Raw genomic sequence first — 20,431 nt, 5'->3', positions numbered from 1 at the left:
CTTATATTTTTACGAACGCTGCTTAGCCGTTTCTTGTAATACTTCCTGAGAATAAGCGTGAATATACTCCGTCAATTCTCTAAGTTTGTCTAATGAGGCCTCCGGGAATAATCCATGGCCCAGATTGAAGATATAACCTGGCTCAAGCACACCTTCATCGATCAGTGCTTTCGCGCGTTCTTTCAAGAGGTCCATCGGAGCTGTAAGCAAATATGGATCAAGATTTCCTTGAATCGCAAATTTATTGCCTATTCTGCGTCGGCCTTCAGTCAAGCTAACTCGCCAATCCAGCCCGATTACGTCTGCTTGAAGCTTCGTTAGGCTTGGCAGCAATTCTCCAGAGCTTACGCCAGGAAAGTATATTTTAGGTACATCAAGATCAGATAATTCGGAAAAAATACGAGAAACCGTCGGCAGCACGTACGTTTCAAAATCGCGTGGAGCAAGCGCACCAACCCAACTGTCGAACAATTGGAAGGCTTTTCCTCCACTCCGCACATGACTTCGGAGGTAAGTGATAATCATATCGCCCAGCTTGTCCATCAGCATTTCCCAGACACGGGGTTCACTGTACATTAGCTCTTTCGTACGGATATATCCTTTGGAAGGTCTACCTTCGATCAAATAGCTGGCAATTGTAAACGGCGCGCCTGCAAAAGTGATCAAAGGAACGTCCAGTTCCTTATCCAGAATAGCAATCGTTTCCAAAATGTGGCTCAGATCACCCTCCACATCAATGGGTTTTAGTCTCTCCACATCAGCTGCACTACGGATCGGATTCTCAATCACTGGACCGATATCCTTAACGATATCGAATTTCACTCCGATTGAAGCAACTGGATTCATAATGTCGGAATACAAAATGGCCGCATCCACACCCAGCTTGCGAACGGGCATCATGGTTACTTCTGCCGCCAGCTCAGGCTGCTTGCAGATTTCAAGCAACGAATACTTTTCCTTAATTTTACGGTACTCGGGATCATAACGGCCGGCCTGCCGCATGTACCATACGGGAACGTGCTCCGTGTCCTGCTTTCTGCAGGCGCGGATAAAAGTGTCATTGTAGGTCATGATAAGATCTCCATTATATTTTATTAGATTTTTTTAATCGGCATATCTACTATTATGCCCTTTTTAAAAGCTTGTAACAACTAATACGAAGAGTTTGGAATGACAATCCTATGACATTACTATGACATGTGTTGCACACATGAAGCTGCAAAAAATGATATACTGATAAAATGGCATTTTTTCCGTGAATCATATATTCTCTGAAATTCTTTGAAAGGATGTGAAAGCACTATGAAGAAATGGGAGACCTGGAAGGTCAACCTCTTAGTGCTTTGGTTCGGGCAATTTTTGGTGAATGCTGGAATGACAATGATTACACCCTTCCTGACCTTGTACCTTGCGAAGGATCTTGGTGTCCAGGGTGAACATGAAATTGGAATCTGGGCGGGACTTATTTTTGCCGCAAACTTCTTAACCTCTTTCATATTCCAGCCATTATGGGGCAAGCTTGCAGACAAATATGGACGTAAAATCATGTTGCTGCGTTCCAGCTTTGGCATGGCTATTGTCATGGTATTAATGGGCTTCGCACAATCCCCTTTACAGCTGCTCCTGCTCCGTCTCTTAAACGGTACAATCTCTGGCTTCAATCCCGCCTCCATCGCACTGGTGTCAGGTACTACCCCCAAAGAACGTATGGGCTTCTCCATGGGATTGATGCAATCAGGATCTGTTGCAGGGACAATTCTAGGGCCACTGATTGGTGGCTTACTTGCCGATTTAATCGGATTTCGGCCGATTTTTTATGTCGTTGGAGCCTTGCTCTTTATCGCCTCTCTGCTGGCATTATTTCTTGTTAAAGAAAAATTCGACCGCGCCGAAGCCGCACAAGAGCCACAGGTTTCTGTACTCGCAGGCTTGAAGGAATTAATCAAAATCCCTCAGCTTCCAGCTCTATTCGGTGTAACCTTTCTGCTGCAATTTGCAATGATTAGTCCTATGGCCTTGTTGCCACTTTATGTAGAAAAATTAAATGGACCCGCTGAGAATATAGCCTTCTTGGCCGGGATGGTCAGTGCGGTTACAGGGATCTCCAATATGCTGGCTTCGCCCTTGCTTGGGAAGCTAAGTGACAAAGTCGGCGCACATCGTATTCTGACCTATGCGTTAATTGGCGCTTCACTCTTCCTAATTCCGCAGGCATTCGTAACTAGCGTCTGGCAGCTGATAATTGTCCGTTTCCTCATGGGAGTCTTCATGGGCGGACTGTTGCCCAGCGTTAATGCGCTTATCCGCTCCTATACCCCTGACGGAAAAGAAAGCCGCGCATTCGGCTTCAACAGCAGTACATTGGCACTAGGCAATATGCTGGGAGCTATCTTGGGCGGCTTTCTATCAGGTTACATCGGAATTGAGGGGCTTTTCATTATATCCGGCTGCTTGCTGCTGGTTAATACGATTTGGGTTCGATTGAAGCTGTACAAAGTAACAACACCGCGGTTATTTCGCTAATCAGCTATTTGACCATCGCTAGTGCCAGTCCATCATAGGCAGGCAGACATGTACTGATAAGACGTTCATCCGTGGCGATCATCTCATTGAAGTGGCGCACAGCCAGGATGGCAGGACCATTTCTATCTGTATTTAAGGTACGTCCACGGAGAAAAATATTATCACCCGCAATGATCGCTCCTGGATTGGCCAGCTTGATGGCATATTCCAAGTAGTTAGTGTAGTTCAACTTATCTGCGTCAATGAAAAAGAAATCGAACCTAGCGCCCTCTGCTTCCAGTGCCTTCAGGCTGTCCATTGCGGGTCCTATTCTATACTCCGTAGTATCCCCGAAGCCTGCCAGCTCTAAATTACGGCGGGCAAGCTCGGCATAGTCGGCTCTCAGCTCTAGCGAAGTCAGTGTGCCACTTTCAGAGAAACCGCGGGACAAGCAAATTCCGCTGTAACCGCCAAGTGCGCCAATTTCCAAAATACGCTTTGAGCGAGACAGTCTAACTAGCATGGTGAGCAGTCTTCCGTACCCCGGCTCGACAGACACCGGCGGCATGCCTGCTTGAACGATTGCTTCTTTTACTCGAAGCAGAATTTCGTCCTCTGTATAAAGTTGTTCACTGTATTCTTCTTGCGTAAGCATAAAGATTCTCCTTTGAGGATCCCCCGTTTGCTCATAGTAAGGGATGACGGGGAACATTTTATGATTTATGGAATGCCGGGCATTGTGAAGTGTCCCACATTCCCCTATACTTGTATGGATGCTTTAAAGGACGACAATGCCGTCTCTTCTTATTGTACTGGCTTTTTGTATTTATCTACAAGTTAAACGGAGTTGAGAGTATTTGAGCAAATTACAATTAATCGCTACTGCCCCTATGGGTTTAGAAGCTGTGGTAGCGCGCGAATTAAACGAACTGGGTTATGAGACCAAGGTCGAGAACGGACGAGTATTATTCAGCGGTGATTACATCGATATCTGTCGCTGTAACTTGTGGCTGCGTACATCTGACCGCGTATTGGTTAAAATGGGCCAATTCCCTGCTAAAACCTTTGACGAGTTATTCGAAGGGGTTAAAGCCTTGCCTTGGGAAGATTGGATTCCAGAGAATGGAGAATTCCCGGTTGAAGGACGGTCCCATAAATCACAACTAACGAGTGTACCCGCTTGCCAAGGGATTGTCAAAAAAGCTATTGTTGAGAAGCTGAAGCTTTCGTATCATACAGACTGGTTCCCGGAGAACGGTCCTCGATATGTGATCGAAGTGATTTTATTAAATGACATCGCTTTGATCACATTAGATACCACAGGACCCGCGCTTCACAAACGGGGTTACCGCAGACATGCAACAGAGGCTCCACTGAAGGAAACAATGGCTGCTGCACTAATCCAGCTTAGCCGCTGGAATGGCCATCGGCCCCTGTTCGATCCATGTTGTGGTTCGGGAACACTGTTAATTGAAGCTGCCATGATCGCTTGGAATATTGCTCCAGGACTACGCCGCTCATTTCCATCTGAACATTGGCCAGTCATCCCCAAACATCTTTGGGAAGAGGCGCGCGAAGAAGCTTTCGATGCGGTGCGCGACGATTATCCTTTGCAATTAACAGGTACGGACATTGATCCAGAAGCGATCGAAATTGCTGAAGCTGCCGCCAAGAGTGCTGGACTGTCCGGAGAAATCACCTTCAAAGTGATGGCTGCCGCCAAAGCAAGACCTGAAGGAGAATATGGTTGTATCATTACCAACCCTCCCTATGGGGAACGAATCAGTAATGACAAAGAAGTGGAAAAGCTGACCCGCCAGTTTGGTGAAATGATGATATATCTGCCAACATGGTCATTTTTTGCGATCAGCCCTTACAAGGAATTCGAACAATTTTACGGTCGTAAGGCAGACAAACGCCGCAAACTGTATAACGGACGTATCGAGTGTCAATATTATCAATACTTGGGTCCACTTCCACCTAGAAATCCGAAATAATTAGGATCACCATTGTTTTGAATGCAGAACGGACATCTACCTCGTATGAGGAGGATGTCCGTTTTTCTCCGAGTATAAGACTGTTTTAGTTTAGCGCCTATAACTTTACGCTCATATATTTCTACGAGAAACGTTTATCATCTAAAAAAGACAACAACGTTGTTTATTCTGGTTTTATTTATTTTCTGTGTTAGGAGGTTTTATAATGTCTGGCTTTCCATCAAATCGGAGCAGCACAACCGTAACAAGTACAGTAGTTGCTGTGATTCGCTCCCGATATATCGGTTATCTCCTTTTTCTTGGCATCATGCTGGCCAAGTTATTATTTCTGCATAGTGGGCTGCATGCTCCCAATATAGATATGAACCGGCAGGACAAATGGATTGCTGTAGGTTCAGTCATGTTATTGTCTTTTTGGACCCTGTGGCTTCCCCGCCGGGGACAGACGATAGCGTTGTTAAGTATAAACTTGCTTCTGACACTGCTTATTTATTCGGATATCGTCTACTATCGTTATTTTCAGGATTTTATCACGGTACCCGTATTGTTTCAGGCTGGACAGATGGATGCTCTTGGTGGAAGTATCTTCGCTCTACTGCGTCCTTCCGATCTTTATTTGTTCGCTGACTGGCTTCTGCTTATTGCCTATGGAATCGGAATAGGGTTCTACCACCGGAAAACCCATACATACTTGTCTAATGCCGCCCCTCGCCGTTCTGGGCAATTTCACTCTTATTCTCAAACCGGTTATTCCCGCCGCTCTTCACGCCTGAGAAGAACGCTGAAAAGAAGCGTGAATGGCATCGTTGCTCTGGCGCTAGGTTGCGTGCTAACCTTTGGACCTATACACACCTACGCTACTACCTGGGCTAAAGATCTATTCACTGGCAACTGGTGGAGTCTGGCGATGTATAACGTAACCGGACTAATCGGTTTTCACGGTTATGATATTTACTTATATGCTAAAGATCATCTAGGTCCGCAGCCCGAGCTTTCGCAAGAAGAAGCCACCTCAATGCAGCTCTGGTTCAATAAACAAAACACTGAGCAAAATGCCAATAATGACAGCTTTGGAAAATACAGCGGAAGCAACATCGTTGTTATTCAAGCTGAAGCTTTTATGAACTTTGTAGTTGGACGCTCAATATCCGGCCAGGAGATCACGCCTAATCTGAACGCTCTAATCAAAGAAAACACCTATTTCAGCAACTACTACCATCAGACCTCACAAGGCCGAACTTCCGATGCGGATTTCACGTCCAACGCTTCCCTGTACCCGCTGGTCTCCGGCTCGGTATTTGTCCGTTACCCGGATCATCAGTTTGACACGCTACCTGCTATTTTGAAATCAAAGGGCTACAGTACCAATGCTTTTCATGCGTATGAAGGCAGCTTCTGGAATCGGCAGATTATGTATAACGCGATGGGTTATGACCATTTTTATAACAAAAAAGACTATACAATAGACGAACCTCTAGGCTGGTCTCTGGGTGACAAATCCTTTTTGCGGCAATCCCTCGATATTATGAACACTTCAGAAACGATACAGCAGCCTTTTTATTCATTTTTGACTACACTATCCAGCCATCATCCTTATTCTCTCCCTGCAGATAAACAAGGGCTTGATACTGGAGAGTTCAAGGGCACGATCTTCGGAGATTATTTGCAGGCTGTTCACTATACGGATGAAGCTTTAGGGGAAATGGTCAAAGAGATGAAGCAGCGTGGGCTGTGGGATAATACCATTGTTGCTTTCTATGGAGATCATGATAATTCGATCCAGGAGACCTCTTATTACGAACAATTTCTCGGCAAAAGCCTTAACGCACTCGATATGCAGCAAATATTGCATCAGGTTCCCTTGCTCATTCATCTGCCAGGCTCTAACGCCTCTGTCCTTGATTCAGCTCCAGCTGGTCAATTGGATCTTACACCTTCCTTGCTCCATTTGCTGGGGATCTCACGTGATCCTTATTATCTCATGGGTAATAATCTGTTTAGCGGGCATGAGCGTCTTGTAACGCTGCGATCCGGCGCCTATGCCGATGCAAAGCTGTCTTATCTCCCCAGCGAAAATGGGCAATTTGCCAGCGGAACCTGTTATAGTCTCGAAAGCCGCGAAGCCGTTGACGTAGGGGAGTGCAGCATCGGGTATGAGACCAGTAAGCTCCGGCTACAGATCTCCGACGATATCATGAAATATGATGGAATCAAGAAGCTCAAGAACACACAATCTGCACCTTAAGCTTACATCCGGGTAAACGAAGAGACTATCCAAAAAAACTATCGAAAACGGCTGCTGCGATATCCTCTCTATGTTGGACATTTACCACTTGATCGTTGTTGGAAGCACGTTTGGTTTTCCGACTTAAATACGTAAAGTATCTCACTAACGGACACAGCTGACCCTAAACGCAGCATTATCCGAGATTTGGAATGCTAACGGACTCCAGAGCAGCTATTAGCCTAGAAAACGCCGATATGAGCCTCTTTTTAGGGAATAGCGTCACTGGGGTCCGAAATCTTGCTTTAAAGGCTAAAAACAGGCAAATAACGTCATCTGAGTCCGTAACGCCTGTGGGATGGTGGAATGATGGGATGGTGGGCTCGATGAGACGGTGAGATGGTGGGACGATGAGATGATGAGACGGAGAAATGATGGGATGATGGACACGATTGAAGTAAGCCGTCAATGGCCAGAAAACGCAGAGCAGCGATCCTCCAAATTAACAGGAGAATCGCTGCTCTGTTTACTTTTACTTATTCTGAGAATAAAGAGGGATCGACCCTATTATCTTAGTTGATAAGAACTCAGTATTATTTCTGAACGGAGGGCTGTTTGATAAAAGCTTCCGCTTTCTTCAACACTTCATCCTCCGTTGGAGCACTCACATAACGACCATTCACATAAACAAAAGCCCGTTTGCCACATGGACCGCAGTACGACTTGCAGCCGACCTTGATCTCGGCATCAGTTGCCATTTTTTGCAGCTTAGGGATAATACTTTTCAACTTCATGAAATTACATTCATCGCACACTTGTATTTCGTTAGCCATGGAGCAACCCTTCTTTGTGTTCGAAATTTACAGGCGAATGTTTAGTGATCGCCGTGATTACCTTTAGAGGGATTCGTAATGACAAAACCTTCTTGTGGAAGATACAAATAATCAACGACCACGCCATCAAGGAGTGGTTGGCTCGGATCAAGAATAACATCGATTTCCTTATCTGTCGATACTACAACATCGTTCTCTTTAGGCGTGTCCAAGTCCAGTCCGTAGTGAGCATGATCACCGTGTGCATGTGTAATTGCTACGCGCAGCTTCAACTCACTGTTTCCTTCAAGCTCCATTTGTTTCTTTATCACTTTAGCCGCATTGCGGGTAATTTTGACCTTCATCTATATTCCATCTCCTAGTCCGAAAATTAAATACTCAATTACTTATTTTAAAGGTAAATGACATCTAAAAGCAACTATATTGGCTAATTAGCTCTGAAGTTCTTGTCGAAAATGTGCGGTGCTATCTTATTCACCCTGCTGAAGGGTAGGATATTTCCGGCTCATTCGTGACACGAACCAGCCCATTAGCAGCATGGTCACTCCAATATCATCGATCGGAATAAATGGCATGAAGTCCGGCAAGACCCAATAGAGCAGTACTGGAATTGTAAATAACAGCTTGTCCCCCATTGCTACTTTAGGGGAGCGGATGTATTGCCAAGAGCTACTGAAGATATGGGACCATTGTTTTAGTGACAGTATTTTTTTCAGTTTCATGGTGACCCTCCTCCCAAGTAAAAAGGATACAGCCGCGGATAACGTGTAGTGACGACAGCGGCCATACCCTATGGTTTATTTTACGCAAGTTTACTGCAAATGTTTCATAATTATTTCACATTGGAAAGGAGCGTTGCTAATATAAGTCCTGTTTCCAGGGCCATATCTTCAAAATCTGCTAGTGGCAGCGGATTTTTGCCAATCCCAAGCTCCACAGTAAATCCAGGTTTGCGGAAGGTCTGAATAAACCAATCCTTATATCCGGCATCACTTCCCGTCAGCTCCACTGCCCGGTAGCTGCTCGCAACTGCCAGCTGTGCGGCTAATTCACGGCTCTCGGGAGGCTCATACCCCCGGTAGTTCCAATAAATCTCTCCTCCTTGGCTATGCAGAGACACTGCAGCTTCGCCAGGCGCTTCCTCAGCCAGGGCTGCCAGAGCAGCTGCTTCAGGCTCACTCAACGGCTCAGGGCCGCTGTAATCCCGCGGTGAGGGCTGCCTTACTCCCCGACGTTCCCGCTCCTCTTCCCAATGAGCGGGAAATTGATCCCCAAGATCCACACCGCGGATGTTAGCTTTCCAATGCCGGAAGCTGCTTCGTCCACCATTCCATCTCATGAGGTCATCATAAAACGGATGGTCAGGCAAAACCCCTTCCTGAACCAGCTCCACACCATCTGGATTAGCCATAGGCACGACCCATAATGTCCAGTTTTGGAACCAAACCTCAGGGTTATGTCCATTCCATTCCAAGCCTTCAGCATAAGCTGCTGCATACTCCTCTATGAAGGACATCAAGCATGGCGAAGTCAGCCATTCATTGGCATGCAAAGCGGCGTTAACATGCAGATGACGAGTGCCGTTCCCGATCTTGAGTACATGGAGTGGCTTGCCGAGTACGCTCGTGCCTATTGTGGCTGCTTGTATAAAGGGGTATTGGACAAGCAAGCTGTCAATGTCACTCTCAACATCAGCCGGACCGTACTCCCCGCGCAGAAATACCACGCGGTCTGGAATCGGGGGTGGAATGACAAGTATTTTTCCAGGTGTACAGCAGCGCCCTGAGGTCACACCAGGATTAAGCTTTTCCAAATCCTCTAAATTCACATTAAATAATGAGGTTATCCGTTCTGGAGTGTCCCCTTCCTGCACAGCATACCTTTTACGCGGCGAAGATGGCAGAAATAAAACCTGGCCTGGGTATAAATAAGACTGCCTCCCAACCCATGGATTACCTTGAATAACATGCTCAGGAGTTAATCCATGTAGAGCGGCAATTCGGCTTACGGTATCTCCCCTGTTTGCAATATATTGTCGCATTAGGTCTCATCCTCTCGGCCTTAAATTGCTGATACAGCAATACAAAAACAGCGGCATACAGCACTTAACTCTATTGTATGCAAGCGCCACTACCCGGCATGAAGGAGAATTGAATCACAAGAAAAAACAACGTCATCGCCCTTTATAGATGGCAACCATTTCTCATGAAAATAAGGATATTACAGATCCGCAGCGTATAAATGCTTATATTTCAAAAAAACAGACTGGGAAATGTGCTTTCCCAGTCTGTTTTTCTTTTTACACTCCCATGGAGTTTGTCCCTATTCAATTCAACATTGCTCCTGCTTATAACGTGGATACTTGCCACACTACTGGAGTACGTCTAATTTGTTCTCCAAGCCAGTCTCGCGCGATGCTTTGAAACATCTCAGCATCACCGCTGCAGAAGAACTGATGAATTGGACTTTCATCGCCGATGGACAGCTTGCCTTTGTCATATAAAATTGTGCTGATCTCACGAGCGGTCTCATCTGCAGAACTGATCAGCTTGACTCCTGATCCCATAGTCTCACCAATGGGTTCTACAAGAAATGGATAATGAGTGCATCCTAAAATTAAAGTATCGATGTTAGTGTCTTTAATGCCTTCGAGTGCCTCTTCTACGATATCGTAACTTTTCTCTGAGCGGAACTTGCCTTGCTCGACAAGTGGGACAAGCGCTGGACAGGCTTGACTTACAACCTCAACAAAAGGGGACAACTGCTTTAATGCGTTAGTATAAGCTCCGCTGTTGATGGTTCCTACCGTACCGATCACGCCGACATGTCCGCTTTTGGTTGCGCTAATTGCTGCGCGGGCTCCGGGATGAATCACCCCAATTACAGGGATGGAGACCTTCGCTGAGATATAATCGAGTGCCGCAGCTGTTGCGGTATTACAAGCGATAACGATCATTTTAGGATTAAACTGGATCAAATAATCTACAATTTGTTCAGTAAACAGTTGTACTTCCTCGGTCGAACGGGGTCCGTACGGAGCTCGGGCAGTATCTCCGAAATAAATGATCTTCTCCCGCGGGAGTTGCCTCATCACTTCTTTGACAACTGTTAACCCTCCCACACCTGAGTCTAATATTGCTATAGCTTGCTGCACGAACACACCGCTTCCTTCTACTTGTTTTGTGTAGCTTATGTAAGGTGAAAACAAAATGTACCTGGCTTTCAGCCCCAATTGCAGATATTACTCCTTTTGCCCTCTTAGTTCAAGACTAGTCTTCTTCCATCATTTAACAAGCGGGTGCAAACTAATTAAAAAAGCCACCCTCCGCCCAATGCGAAAAAGCGGCTCTATTATAAGAGAATGAGTACTCTTTTACCACTGAAACAGAGGATTTAAACCACGGTCCCATTATAGAATTTCTTTATCAACCTTGTCATCTTGAACGACTTCTTCAAGGCTAACTTCTTCGCTTACATCTTCACTTATAGTGGCCTCAACCCACTCAGTTTCCATTTCCAAAGTAGCAGCAGCCTCTTCAACAGCTTCTACAGCGTCAACTGCTTCTACAGCATCTTCTGTAGCAATACCGCTTACAGTTACTGTGATTTTTTCTTCTTCATCAACAGCATTCGCACATGATTTGCTCCATTCCCGAACTTCATGCACTACATGCCCAATCGAATCTTTTGCTTTGTCATAAATCTCAATGCTCTTGTCTCCGGCTTGAACGGCAATTTCTTGAACCTTCTCAATACCAGCGGCAGTTCCTTCAGCAATATCCTTGCGCAGCTCTTTACCTGGTTTAGGTGCGAACAGCAATGCTGTTACCGATCCAACCACACTGCCGACTAAAGCGCCCCATAATAAGCCTTTGGTGTCCTTTTTCATCGTTTCATCTCTCCTTTAAATTCATTGCTCCCCGCTCTACCGGGCTAATGCCTATATCTGCTATATCATAAGCAGCAGGGGATTGTCTTGTGACTAATTATTATAACTTTTCAGAAGTTTTGTCTGTAACATTTTTGGGTACGATAGCGTAGCGGCAGCAATGGCCGCCCTCTGCCATACATTCATTACGTGTGACCTTAGCATCCAGCAGTTCTTCGAAAAGACTATGCTCACATTGGCATGCCTTACGATACTGGGTAGCCACTTGGCGAATCGGGCAATTGTACTCCCTTATGACATATGAGCCATCCTCTTCGCGGTTCCATTCTGCCATATATCCACCGGCATTTTGGATGGAAGATAACTCGGCGACGCGTTCTTCCAAATTCCGCCGTTCCATCATCGGAGCATACTGAGCGAGCATTCGGCGGCGGCGTCCTTCAAATAATGTATTAACAGCATCCAGTCCACTGCCGTAATCCAATTCACGCAAAAGCTCCAAAGCCAAGTTGTGATAACTTTTTGGGAAATATTCTTCGGCTCTCTCCGTTAATGAGTACATATGTAAAGGCCGCCCCATCGCTTGCCGGACCACTTTTGTCTTTGCAAGCCCTTCTTGCTCCAGCTGAAGCACATGACGACGGACACCCATCTCTGTAATTCCCAATTCTTCTGCCAGCGCGCCGATGGTCAGTGTTCCTTTCGTCTTCAGGAGCGTCATAATCATTTGTCTTGTCGATCCGTTTTCCTGCCCCATCTTCATCATAAAGGAACCCCTCTCTTTCACGGCTATCGCCTATTCTATGTGATTCTATCCTATGCTATTATAGCGGTACACTGGCTCCAAGCTCCTGGTCCAAATATTTCCGTACCTCAACGGCAAACTGCTCAAGTACTTCCGAAAGAATGGGGGTAAGTGGATGCAGATCTCCTCTCTCCCAAGCATAATAATCCTGAACGAGTGGCTTACGCAGAGCAACTAATTCTATCAATCTCTCATAAATCACACTTTGACCTAGCACTTTCTCTTCATGAATAATAGAAATTATATCCTCATAACTTCCAGCATCACGCATAATAAACCCGTCAATGAGACAGCTACCAACGTCTGTTACAACCTCTATTGCCAGATGGAGGCAGCGTTCCTGTATTAGTCCGGTTAATGTTGTACCATCCCAGGAAGCTGCTACAGTCCGAAGACCAGCGGTAATATCAGGGATTTGAGCAAGAATGGTTTCGATTTGATTGCGGTTGACATAATACACAGCAATACCCCCATGTCTATAATTGTTAGAGAACCGTCCTAATCTCTACTTACCGCGTTTGCCACGGCGTTTCAGCCAGAAGAACATTACGAAACATGCTCCGAGAAAAACGACTAAATAAGTTAACGCTTCCATTGGATACTCAAGCTCACGCATTCCTGTCACCGCTTCCGGTATAAAATGATGATACTATATTCAAGCAGCAGCTTAAATTTCGTAATCTACAGCAATCGAGAGCTCTTTGACTTCATTAATGTGAGCAATAACTTCTTTATGCGCCGGATGAACCTGATACGCCTGTAAATCCTCTAGAGAAGCCACTTCTGTGACTAGAGCAATATCAAAGGAACGATCGGAATGAATGATGTCAGCACCCACCTCGATGGAGAGGAGCTGCGGGATCTTGCCTTCCATATTACGCAGTACTGCTACCGTTGCCGCTACGCTTTCTTCGGACCGATCTTTTAATTTGAAAAACACAATATGTTTGATCATTCTATATCGCTCCCTAATGTAATATTGTAATTAGATATTAAAAATATATCATAAGCGTAGCTGTTCTGAAAGAAACTTAAACGGTGTTGTCAGAAATAGCAGCATTAACCATTGCCGATATACCAGAAAGTGTTGTAGTATATTTTTAAAAAATCGGAGGAATTATGCCTAATAACCAACAAGAAACTCATAATATCCAGGCGTGGTCTCTGATCAATCGCAAATACCTTGGACAAGGCGTTCGAGTCAAAAGATTTCGCCGTCCAAAGCGCAGCCAGATTAGAAACCGTGTGCTGCTTGCTGTATTGATGGCTAAGGATATCAAGCTGTCACGACTCGCAGAAGAGCTTGGTATATCCTCACGCAGTGTAAGCGCTTGGGTATACGAAGGTCGTATCCCTTCCAACAATAACATTGACAAGACCTGCCGCCTATTGGGGTACCCACCCCACATTCTGTTCAATGAAGCATTGATTCGTCAAAGCCCCATTGTATGTCAGCCTACACCTTCACGTTTTATGAAAAGAAGTATTACCAGTTCACCGCGCAGCAATGTTATCCTGACCGGACTTTGTATGGTTTACGATTTCTCAGTAACGGATGTAAGTATCTGGATAGGCGTCCATCCTGGAACATTTCGAAAATGGCTCCACAACAGCCATCTGCCGACCCCTGCTCTGCAGGAAAAAGCCGAAGCTTTCTTTCGGATTCCACGCCATATTCTATTTGCAGACTGCGGAACGCTCTAATACAATCCTCTCACAAAACACGTCTAACACAGCCCTTCTTCAAGAAATCATGAGAAGGGTTATTTGCCATACCTTTTTTTCTTAAAAAGAGGTCATACTACTGTGTGTAAATATATTGTGTAGTACTAAAGAACGGGTCAGGAGGCGCAAGATGAAACTTAACGGAATTCTGTCAAAGGGCTATACCGATACTTGGAAAGTGGCCCCTGGTGTCATTGGACTTCGCACTATGTTTGTAAATGTCGCATTAATTGGCCAGCCCTCTTCGGATTGGGTTCTTGTAGATACTGGTCTTAGCTCATATACAGGCAATATTATTGATTTTGCTACGGAGCATTATGATAAACCTCCGGTGGCAATTATCCTGACGCATGGGCATTTCGACCATATTGGGGGTGTAAAAAGGCTTGTTGAGGAATGGAATGTGCCTGTATATGCTCATCCGCTAGAACTACCTTTTCTGACAGGTAAAGAAGACTACCCTCCAGCCGATCCAGCCGTAGGCGGCGGGCTTATGAGCATGATATCGCCATTGTTTTCACATCATGGCATTGACCTTGGTTCAGCCGTTCATCCCTTGCCGGAAGACAGGACTGTCCCTGGTGCGAAGGGCTGGGAATGGATCCATACCCCTGGACATAGTCCCGGACATATCTCCCTGTTCAGGCCTGAGGATAGAGTTCTGATCGCAGGTGATACATTCCTTACGGTCAAACAGGAATCCGTATTTGCAGTGGCTACGCAGCATCAGGTGGTGCATGGCCCACCCTCTTATTTCACGACAGACTGGGAAGCTGCTGAGAAATCGGTCCGTACCCTTGCCTTGCTGAATCCACATCTTGTTCTTTCGGGACATGGAGTACCCATGGAAGGTGAGGAGCTGTCTACTCAGCTTGCTCATTTGTGCAAAAATTTCAAAGAAATGGCGCTACCGGGTCAAGGTAAATTTGTGTAAAAAAGGTACTCCTGATCAGCGCACAGAGGTCTAGGGAAAAAATCCCTATAATTCATTTGATATAGCCGATTCTACGGATATTCAACGAAATTATAGGGAGTTCCTCCCTAAATTACTTGCTTAGTGCAGATTTACGTGCGACGATATATCTCAGTATGTATTGATGTTTTTTTCCAAGCGGCCCACATAAAGTCTCCACACATGAGCCGGTCGTAATTATTTTCGTACCTGCAAAATGTTGTCTTAAATCTTCTTCACTAAAAAAATGGGCGTATTTTCCCTCTTTGTATTCGTAGGTTCCCGGTTCCAAAAGTGTTCCACAGCCGTTGTTCGCATCCTCATCGGAAAAACTGGTAAAATAGAGCAAGCCATCCGGCCGCAGCTGTTCCAGACAATTAGCTACGAGCCTGCGGCGATCCTCTTCGAGAAATAAATGCAATACGTCATAGCAGTAGACAGCATCAACCTGTACTTCAGAAATAGGATCTAATACGGAACCTGAGATAAAATGGCTCTTGGGATCCCATTCTGCCGCCATCTTTAACGCGTCCTCGCTCAACTCAATGCCTAAGGTCTTAAACTCATCTGAGAACACCTTCGTATTTCTTCCGTATCCCGCACCCGGGACTAAAACTGATTTCACGTTATGTTGCCGGAATATATCCCTTGCTGCCTGAGCTGTAGGACTAGGTTCACTCCCCCAGATCATTCCTTCCTGAGCAAATCTTAGACTCCAGTATTCGGACATAGATTAGACCTTCTTTTTAAATTTATTCGCTAATTTCATCGCAAGGAACTGAGGGATCAGGTTTAGCATACTAAAAAATATAAACGATCCTGTAGGTCCAAGTGGTTTGAAAAACGTCCCGTCCCAACCGCCTTCCCCTGACAAGTTGCTAATAAAATAATAAGAGACAAATGCAGAAGCGATATTCCCAATGACTATAGCCATTATATTATTAGACCATTTTCCCAAAAAAGCTATTAGTGATGTTATGACGATCATCATTAAATAACCAACCATTGAACCATTATTGAAATCTTTATCCATCGCGAAATAGACAAATGGAAAACAGTACACAATAATGATCAGGAGATTCAATCCTAATTTTCTCACCGCATCCCCTCCTCAGCTAGTTTTTCACTCTATACCAATACTGATAGATCTCCTTAAAACCCAGCTTGTCATACAAGGCTGAAGCCCCCGTATTCGCTTGCACAACTTGCAGAAAGGAAGTCGTTGCTCCCTTTGCTCTACCCCAATTAAGCAACGCTAGCAGCAGTTGTTCCGCCATTCCCTTTCTACGATGAGCAGGGGAAGTGACAATATCATACAGACCCAAGTACCCGTTCTGAATCACACCAAGACCGCAGGTGACAGGAACACCATGATTAAACAACAGGACATAACCCTGCTGCAAATGTGATGCAGACAACATTCTAGTTAAGGTTTCCCGGTTCTTTTCAGACAAGCCGGTAAGCTCACTGAAGGTGTGCAGCCACTCTTCAGTCAAGCTTTCCTGTATCTGTACCGTATAACGCAGATCAGGGCTCGCTAAGTCCCCCAGATCAAGAAGCCTTACAGATGAAGGCTCGGCAATTGTATAGCCACGCTCTGCAAGAATCTCATCAAGCTTTGGCGGCTGGATGTAGGGAGTTATTTTGAACACGGACTGTAGTCCAGCATGCTCATAATACCGTTCCGCAAGCTTGATTTGTTCTGTGAGTTCAACCTGAGAGCTGTCAGCACCGTATAATGGATTGACCGAATTGGCCCTTTTTGTATAACCAGCTGCCGAACGTAGAATCCAGCCCTGCAGGAGAACACTTTGCTCCGCCGGCCAAGTATTAAGTGTGATTTCTTCTATGAATTTATACAGCTTAATCCGCTCCTTTTGAAGCACGTTTGTTACGCATCGCAGGCAGTAATTTCACAGCTCCCTCCCCTTGGGAGGTGAAATAGTCATATTCGGGAGACTCTTTGCCATAGAGAGCTATTTTCCCCTCACCGTTATAATGAACACCCCAACCAAAACGCTTCGGCAACAGTGAAGCCCTTAGACAAGGATGATTTTTGGAAAATAGTTCGTTCCATATTTCTTCCTTACGGGCCAAACGTTCTTCCTGTGGAATTTGTTTATGGCGCACATGAACCTCGTACAGAAGTTCTTCATGATTGTATTTGTAGGGCTCATTGATTAACAGTTCATATTGAATCACATGTGCAGGCGGGAGCGTTCGGCAAGACATCGGAGGAACTCCTATTTCCTCAGGACAGTCCTCTGCTACACGAATAAAAGTATCGGTATAGCTCATTTGCATCACCTCCATCTTAAATAGAAATATATTCCTTCTATGATAAATCATTTTCCTATTCTAAGCATAGCCGAATTTTCTAAAGCCCATGATGGATGAACAGCAAAAACGGCCAATCCTCTAAACTACGGAGAATTAGCCGTTCTCATTTACCAACTCGACTTGGTAATGCCCGGAATCTGACCTTTATGCGCCAATTCGCGGAATACAATTCGGGAAACATTAAATTTCCGCAAATAGCCTCGAGGTCTGCCCGACACTTGGCATCTATTTTTTTGACGAGTTGCGGAGGAATCACGTGGCAGCTTTTGCAAAGCCATATAGTCCCCCTGTTCCTTTAGTTCTTTTCTTTTAACAGCGTATTTGGCGACTAGTGCTTGTCTCTTCAATTCTTTCACAACTTTAGATTTCTTGGCCATGTTCGTTCTCCTTCCATCCTTTAAATCTACTCGTTCAATGCACTCTTCAAGGCTTCCAGGTTCTGACGCATGATTCCTAAATAATCCAGGTTTTGACTGCGATCTTCCTCTGTTAATCCTTCAATTGGGTTTAGAACGGCTGCTTTGGCACCAATCTCTTTTGCTATTGTGTCTGCCACACTGGAGGATACAAGTGTCTCGAAGAAAATCGTCTTCACTTTATGCTCTTTCGCAAACTCCACAATCTTACTCATATTTGCGGCAGAAGGCTCCTGCTCCGGAGATAGTCCGGCAATCGGGACCTGAGTTAATCCATACTGCTTGGCAAGGTATCCAAAAGCCGCATGCTGAGTAATAAAATCCTTGCGTTTAGTATCCTTAAGACCGTCCTTAAATTCTTGATCCAGTTGCTCCAGCTTAGCTACATAAGCATCTGCATTTGTCTTAAAATCCTCGGCATGTTCAGGTGCGGCAGCAGCTAAAGCTGCTTCAATGTTACGCACTTCTTGAATGGCTAATGTAGGATTGAGCCACACATGCGGATCTAATCCACCGTGATCATGCGAATGCTCTTCATGAGCATGCTCCCCTTCTTCATGAGCATGTTCTCCTTCTTCATGAACATGCTCCCCTTCTTCATGGTGGTGGTCAGCCTCTTCCTCTTCCTCTTCCGTGCCTTCCATGATGTCCAGACCCTTGCTCGCTTCTACAGTAATTAACGGAGTGCCAGATACACTTTCCAGCACCTGATCTACCCAACCTTCCATTCCTGCGCCATTATAGATCAGCATATCCGCATCTGAGATTTCTGCCATATCTTTTGCTGTCGGTTCCCAATCATGGGGTTCGATTCCTGCTGGTATGAGTGCTTCCACGTCCGCCAGATCTCCTGCCACATTTTTGGTAAACTCGTAAATAGGATAGAAACTGACTTTAATATTTAATTTAGATGACTCCGGAAGGGCTGTAGCTTCTGCGGCTCCAGAAGCATTCGTAGTAGTAGAAGAATTAACAGCATTATTACCGCAACCGGCGGCAATAAGTAACGCGGACAGGGACAAAATGGCTAAATGATGGATTCTAAATTTCATTGAGAGGTGTAACTCCTTTACTGGAAATAGTTTTATGAATTCGCCGACGATTTCTTAGTCGGATCAGCTTCTGTACCAAAATTGCGATTAATAAGAACGATAGCAGTATAAGAGCAATCGTCCCACCAGGCGGTGTATTGATGTAATACGAGGCACTTAGGCCACTAAAAACGCCGAGTAATCCTACGCCGATTGAGATCAATATAGCTGTCGTAAAACCAGACGCTATACGCAAAGCAATCGAAGCTGGCAAAACAATAAGCGCTGAGACTAACAGCACTCCAACAACTGGCATCGCAGCAGCGACTGTCATTCCAGTTAGTACAGCAAACGAAAATGATAACCAGCCCACATGAACTCCACTGATACTAGCGGTCTCTTCATCAAAGGTCAGATTATATAAGGATCTGCGTAACACAATAAAATAGATCAGACCGATTACAGCAACCACAGCGATAATCTTTAGTTGAGTATCGCTGACCGCAACGATGGAACCAAACAGATAGGAACTGAAGCTTTTACTTAAATTCTGCTTTAAGCTCATAAGTACAACTGCCAATGCTAATCCAGAGGTCATAATAATCGCTACCGGAAGCTCGCTATATGTACGATAAGACCGTCGAAGCTGTTCGATGACAATACCACCGAGAATCGCTACCATGAAGCCACTTAGTGCCGGATTAAGCTGTAGTATTGAGCCTAGTGCTACTCCTGCAAGCGAAACATGAGAGAGGGTATCCGCCATTAGGACCTGACGGCGAAGCATGAGATATACCCCGAGTAGCGGACCGATAATGCCAATTAATCCACCGGCCCAAAATGCACGTTGCATGAATTCGTAACTAAACATTGCCAACCCTCATTCTCCTTTCGTTCCAGGCTGATCAACGTATCCAGATAGGAGCTGGTCTCTTCCAGGCCATGCGTCACCATGATTACGGTCCGGCCGTGTTCACTGACATCATGGCGCATCAGCTTATAGAACCCAATACGACTGTCCAGATCCATTCCCGTAGTTGGTTCGTCAAGAACCAATATCTGCGGCTGTTGTGCCAATGCTCGAGCGATGCAAATCCGCTGCTTCTGGCCGCCTGACAGTTCTCCTATCTTCCGGTCTCGCAAATGCCACATCTCCACCTGCTTTAAACTTCGCTCGATGATCTCGTCCTGCTCAGGTGTAAAGCGTCTAAATAATCCAAGCCTTGGATAACAACCCGAGCGAACCAGTTCGATCACCTTACTTGGGAACCCTGCGTTAAAAGAAGCTACCTGCTGTGGAACGTAGCCGATAATCATCTTCCCGTTATCTGATAACTCTTTATTCAACTGAACCGTTCCACTCCATGGACGAAGCAGGCCGAGCATTAGCTTCAGCAGGGTGGTTTTAGCAGCACCATTGGGTCCCGTTATACCAATAAACTGTCCGGTATGAATATCTAATGAGATATCATCAAGAACAGGTTCATCCCCATACCCGAACACTACATTCCGCATGGATGATAGGATCATCATGCCTCGCCTCCCTTCTGACTGATATTATGTCCAACCAGATTAAATCGTAAGTTTTACGATTTAACAAATTTGATAATATCGTAATCATTACGATTTGTAAACCCAAAACTGAAAATTAATCGTAATAATAACTATTAGTCCTTTTTCGAATACAACAAAAATCCGGAATCCCACCTTCTGGATT

General features: G+C 45.2%; 25 protein-coding genes. 6 read left to right on the top strand and 19 right to left on the bottom strand.

Annotated elements, in window-relative coordinates:
- Positions 1 to 9 precede the first annotated feature (9 nt).
- A complete protein-coding gene (gene hemE / locus MHI51_RS10650) occupies positions 10 to 1,071 on the bottom strand; it encodes a uroporphyrinogen decarboxylase (protein WP_076125097.1) in 1,062 nt (353 codons plus the stop codon).
- 231 nt (positions 1,072 to 1,302) lie between these two features.
- On the opposite strand from hemE, the gene MHI51_RS10645 reads away from it, so the two are divergent.
- Positions 1,303 to 2,523 (top strand): MFS transporter, encoded by a 1,221-nt coding sequence (locus tag MHI51_RS10645; RefSeq protein WP_038569803.1) that lies wholly within the window; start codon positions 1,303 to 1,305, stop codon positions 2,521 to 2,523.
- Positions 2,524 to 2,527: 4 nt separating this feature from the next.
- Here MHI51_RS10645 and MHI51_RS10640 read toward each other — a convergent pair whose 3' ends face one another.
- On the bottom strand, positions 2,528 to 3,157 hold the full coding sequence (locus MHI51_RS10640) for an O-methyltransferase (protein WP_076191324.1): 630 nt from the start codon (positions 3,155 to 3,157) through the stop codon (positions 2,528 to 2,530).
- A 202-nt stretch (positions 3,158 to 3,359) separates the two neighbouring features.
- On the opposite strand from MHI51_RS10640, the gene MHI51_RS10635 reads away from it, so the two are divergent.
- From MHI51_RS10635 to MHI51_RS10625, 3 genes are all read left to right on the top strand, one after another.
- Positions 3,360 to 4,499 (top strand): class I SAM-dependent RNA methyltransferase, encoded by a 1,140-nt coding sequence (locus tag MHI51_RS10635; protein WP_036689227.1) that lies wholly within the window; start codon positions 3,360 to 3,362, stop codon positions 4,497 to 4,499.
- Between the two features lie 205 nt (positions 4,500 to 4,704).
- A complete protein-coding gene (locus MHI51_RS10630) occupies positions 4,705 to 6,744 on the top strand; it encodes an LTA synthase family protein (protein ID WP_341001984.1) in 2,040 nt (679 codons plus the stop codon).
- 394 nt (positions 6,745 to 7,138) lie between these two features.
- Positions 7,139 to 7,303 carry a hypothetical protein gene (locus MHI51_RS10625; RefSeq protein WP_179086991.1) on the top strand — a complete coding sequence of 55 codons (165 nt, stop codon included), beginning with the start codon at positions 7,139 to 7,141 and terminating at the stop codon, positions 7,301 to 7,303.
- Positions 7,304 to 7,316: 13 nt separating this feature from the next.
- Here the strand turns inward: MHI51_RS10625 and MHI51_RS10620 are convergent, their stop codons facing one another.
- The 9 genes from MHI51_RS10620 to MHI51_RS10580 form a co-directional block, all read right to left on the bottom strand.
- Complete coding sequence (locus tag MHI51_RS10620; RefSeq protein WP_405173848.1) at positions 7,317 to 7,556, bottom strand: DUF1450 domain-containing protein; 240 nt, start codon at positions 7,554 to 7,556, stop codon at positions 7,317 to 7,319.
- 41 nt (positions 7,557 to 7,597) lie between these two features.
- The gene (locus MHI51_RS10615; protein ID WP_036689223.1) at positions 7,598 to 7,900 is read right to left on the bottom strand and encodes an iron-sulfur cluster assembly accessory protein; all 303 of its coding nucleotides are present in this window, start codon (positions 7,898 to 7,900) and stop codon (positions 7,598 to 7,600) included.
- Between the two features lie 126 nt (positions 7,901 to 8,026).
- Positions 8,027 to 8,278 (bottom strand): hypothetical protein, encoded by a 252-nt coding sequence (locus MHI51_RS10610; RefSeq protein WP_076219390.1) that lies wholly within the window; start codon positions 8,276 to 8,278, stop codon positions 8,027 to 8,029.
- A gap of 110 nt (positions 8,279 to 8,388) precedes the next feature.
- Positions 8,389 to 9,597, bottom strand: a complete 1,209-nt coding sequence (locus tag MHI51_RS10605; RefSeq protein ID WP_076219389.1) for a M14 family metallopeptidase — start codon at positions 9,595 to 9,597, stop codon at positions 8,389 to 8,391.
- A gap of 306 nt (positions 9,598 to 9,903) precedes the next feature.
- The gene (gene racE / locus MHI51_RS10600) at positions 9,904 to 10,710 is read right to left on the bottom strand and encodes a glutamate racemase (RefSeq protein WP_036689641.1); all 807 of its coding nucleotides are present in this window, start codon (positions 10,708 to 10,710) and stop codon (positions 9,904 to 9,906) included.
- 255 nt (positions 10,711 to 10,965) lie between these two features.
- The gene (locus tag MHI51_RS10595) at positions 10,966 to 11,445 is read right to left on the bottom strand and encodes a YtxH domain-containing protein (protein ID WP_076125087.1); all 480 of its coding nucleotides are present in this window, start codon (positions 11,443 to 11,445) and stop codon (positions 10,966 to 10,968) included.
- 100 nt (positions 11,446 to 11,545) lie between these two features.
- Positions 11,546 to 12,211, bottom strand: coding sequence for a metalloregulator ArsR/SmtB family transcription factor (locus tag MHI51_RS10590; RefSeq protein WP_038569796.1), 666 nt, complete (start codon positions 12,209 to 12,211; stop codon positions 11,546 to 11,548).
- Between the two features lie 58 nt (positions 12,212 to 12,269).
- Positions 12,270 to 12,710 carry a DUF86 domain-containing protein gene (locus MHI51_RS10585; protein ID WP_076125085.1) on the bottom strand — a complete coding sequence of 147 codons (441 nt, stop codon included), beginning with the start codon at positions 12,708 to 12,710 and terminating at the stop codon, positions 12,270 to 12,272.
- A 207-nt stretch (positions 12,711 to 12,917) separates the two neighbouring features.
- Complete coding sequence (locus MHI51_RS10580; protein ID WP_036689213.1) at positions 12,918 to 13,205, bottom strand: Dabb family protein; 288 nt, start codon at positions 13,203 to 13,205, stop codon at positions 12,918 to 12,920.
- A 164-nt stretch (positions 13,206 to 13,369) separates the two neighbouring features.
- Here MHI51_RS10580 and MHI51_RS10575 point away from each other — a divergent pair, with 164 nt between their 5' ends.
- Together MHI51_RS10575 and MHI51_RS10570 are read left to right on the top strand one after the other, a co-directional pair.
- Positions 13,370 to 13,954 carry a helix-turn-helix transcriptional regulator gene (locus MHI51_RS10575; protein WP_036679391.1) on the top strand — a complete coding sequence of 195 codons (585 nt, stop codon included), beginning with the start codon at positions 13,370 to 13,372 and terminating at the stop codon, positions 13,952 to 13,954.
- Between the two features lie 151 nt (positions 13,955 to 14,105).
- Positions 14,106 to 14,909 (top strand): MBL fold metallo-hydrolase, encoded by an 804-nt coding sequence (locus MHI51_RS10570; protein WP_076125083.1) that lies wholly within the window; start codon positions 14,106 to 14,108, stop codon positions 14,907 to 14,909.
- A gap of 112 nt (positions 14,910 to 15,021) precedes the next feature.
- Here the strand turns inward: MHI51_RS10570 and MHI51_RS10565 are convergent, their stop codons facing one another.
- The 8 genes from MHI51_RS10565 to MHI51_RS10530 form a co-directional block, all read right to left on the bottom strand.
- Positions 15,022 to 15,657 (bottom strand): bifunctional 2-polyprenyl-6-hydroxyphenol methylase/3-demethylubiquinol 3-O-methyltransferase UbiG, encoded by a 636-nt coding sequence (locus MHI51_RS10565; RefSeq protein ID WP_076219388.1) that lies wholly within the window; start codon positions 15,655 to 15,657, stop codon positions 15,022 to 15,024.
- Positions 15,658 to 15,660: 3 nt separating this feature from the next.
- A complete protein-coding gene (locus tag MHI51_RS10560) occupies positions 15,661 to 16,026 on the bottom strand; it encodes a hypothetical protein (protein WP_076219387.1) in 366 nt (121 codons plus the stop codon).
- Positions 16,027 to 16,042: 16 nt separating this feature from the next.
- Positions 16,043 to 16,813: a GNAT family N-acetyltransferase gene (locus MHI51_RS10555; protein ID WP_081387434.1), complete on the bottom strand. Its 771-nt coding sequence runs from the start codon at positions 16,811 to 16,813 to the stop codon at positions 16,043 to 16,045.
- Complete coding sequence (locus MHI51_RS10550; RefSeq protein ID WP_081383129.1) at positions 16,791 to 17,225, bottom strand: DUF6157 family protein; 435 nt, start codon at positions 17,223 to 17,225, stop codon at positions 16,791 to 16,793. Before MHI51_RS10550 ends, MHI51_RS10555 begins: the two co-directional genes overlap by 23 nt.
- A 149-nt stretch (positions 17,226 to 17,374) precedes the next feature.
- A complete protein-coding gene (gene rpsN, locus MHI51_RS10545; protein ID WP_038569786.1) occupies positions 17,375 to 17,644 on the bottom strand; it encodes a 30S ribosomal protein S14 in 270 nt (89 codons plus the stop codon).
- A 26-nt stretch (positions 17,645 to 17,670) separates the two neighbouring features.
- Complete coding sequence (locus tag MHI51_RS10540) at positions 17,671 to 18,735, bottom strand: metal ABC transporter substrate-binding protein (RefSeq protein ID WP_076219386.1); 1,065 nt, start codon at positions 18,733 to 18,735, stop codon at positions 17,671 to 17,673.
- Complete coding sequence (locus tag MHI51_RS10535) at positions 18,725 to 19,591, bottom strand: metal ABC transporter permease (RefSeq protein WP_076125073.1); 867 nt, start codon at positions 19,589 to 19,591, stop codon at positions 18,725 to 18,727. The genes MHI51_RS10540 and MHI51_RS10535 overlap by 11 nt, the downstream gene beginning before the upstream one ends.
- Positions 19,537 to 20,244 carry a metal ABC transporter ATP-binding protein gene (locus MHI51_RS10530; protein WP_405174051.1) on the bottom strand — a complete coding sequence of 236 codons (708 nt, stop codon included), beginning with the start codon at positions 20,242 to 20,244 and terminating at the stop codon, positions 19,537 to 19,539. The genes MHI51_RS10535 and MHI51_RS10530 overlap by 55 nt, the downstream gene beginning before the upstream one ends.
- Between the last annotated feature and the right edge of the window lie 187 nt (positions 20,245 to 20,431).

The sequence above is a fragment of the Paenibacillus sp. FSL H8-0260 genome (assembly GCF_045040625.1).
Lineage (GTDB): Bacteria > Bacillota > Bacilli > Paenibacillales > Paenibacillaceae > Paenibacillus_AQ > Paenibacillus_AQ odorifer.
This window is presented reverse-complemented; position numbering and strand designations above follow the sequence as displayed.

Bases quoted from the DNA above. Each gene is read 5' to 3' on its own strand.
- hemE (WP_076125097.1), bottom strand. From the start codon at position 1,071: ATGACCTACAATGACACTTTTATCCGCGCCTGCAGAAAGCAGGACACG.
- MHI51_RS10645 (WP_038569803.1), top strand. From the start codon at position 1,303: ATGAAGAAATGGGAGACCTGGAAGGTCAACCTCTTAGTGCTTTGGTTC.
- MHI51_RS10640 (WP_076191324.1), bottom strand. From the start codon at position 3,157: ATGCTTACGCAAGAAGAATACAGTGAACAACTTTATACAGAGGACGAA.
- MHI51_RS10630 (WP_341001984.1), top strand. From the start codon at position 4,705: ATGTCTGGCTTTCCATCAAATCGGAGCAGCACAACCGTAACAAGTACA.
- MHI51_RS10625 (WP_179086991.1), top strand. From the start codon at position 7,139: ATGATGAGACGGAGAAATGATGGGATGATGGACACGATTGAAGTAAGC.
- MHI51_RS10620 (WP_405173848.1), bottom strand. From the start codon at position 7,556: ATGGCTAACGAAATACAAGTGTGCGATGAATGTAATTTCATGAAGTTG.
- MHI51_RS10615 (WP_036689223.1), bottom strand. From the start codon at position 7,900: ATGAAGGTCAAAATTACCCGCAATGCGGCTAAAGTGATAAAGAAACAA.
- MHI51_RS10610 (WP_076219390.1), bottom strand. From the start codon at position 8,278: ATGAAACTGAAAAAAATACTGTCACTAAAACAATGGTCCCATATCTTC.
- MHI51_RS10605 (WP_076219389.1), bottom strand. From the start codon at position 9,597: ATGCGACAATATATTGCAAACAGGGGAGATACCGTAAGCCGAATTGCC.
- MHI51_RS10595 (WP_076125087.1), bottom strand. From the start codon at position 11,445: ATGAAAAAGGACACCAAAGGCTTATTATGGGGCGCTTTAGTCGGCAGT.
- MHI51_RS10590 (WP_038569796.1), bottom strand. From the start codon at position 12,211: ATGATGAAGATGGGGCAGGAAAACGGATCGACAAGACAAATGATTATG.
- MHI51_RS10580 (WP_036689213.1), bottom strand. From the start codon at position 13,205: ATGATCAAACATATTGTGTTTTTCAAATTAAAAGATCGGTCCGAAGAA.
- MHI51_RS10575 (WP_036679391.1), top strand. From the start codon at position 13,370: ATGCCTAATAACCAACAAGAAACTCATAATATCCAGGCGTGGTCTCTG.
- MHI51_RS10570 (WP_076125083.1), top strand. From the start codon at position 14,106: ATGAAACTTAACGGAATTCTGTCAAAGGGCTATACCGATACTTGGAAA.
- MHI51_RS10565 (WP_076219388.1), bottom strand. From the start codon at position 15,657: ATGTCCGAATACTGGAGTCTAAGATTTGCTCAGGAAGGAATGATCTGG.
- MHI51_RS10550 (WP_081383129.1), bottom strand. From the start codon at position 17,225: ATGAGCTATACCGATACTTTTATTCGTGTAGCAGAGGACTGTCCTGAG.
- rpsN (WP_038569786.1), bottom strand. From the start codon at position 17,644: ATGGCCAAGAAATCTAAAGTTGTGAAAGAATTGAAGAGACAAGCACTA.
- MHI51_RS10540 (WP_076219386.1), bottom strand. From the start codon at position 18,735: ATGAAATTTAGAATCCATCATTTAGCCATTTTGTCCCTGTCCGCGTTA.
- MHI51_RS10530 (WP_405174051.1), bottom strand. From the start codon at position 20,244: ATGATCCTATCATCCATGCGGAATGTAGTGTTCGGGTATGGGGATGAA.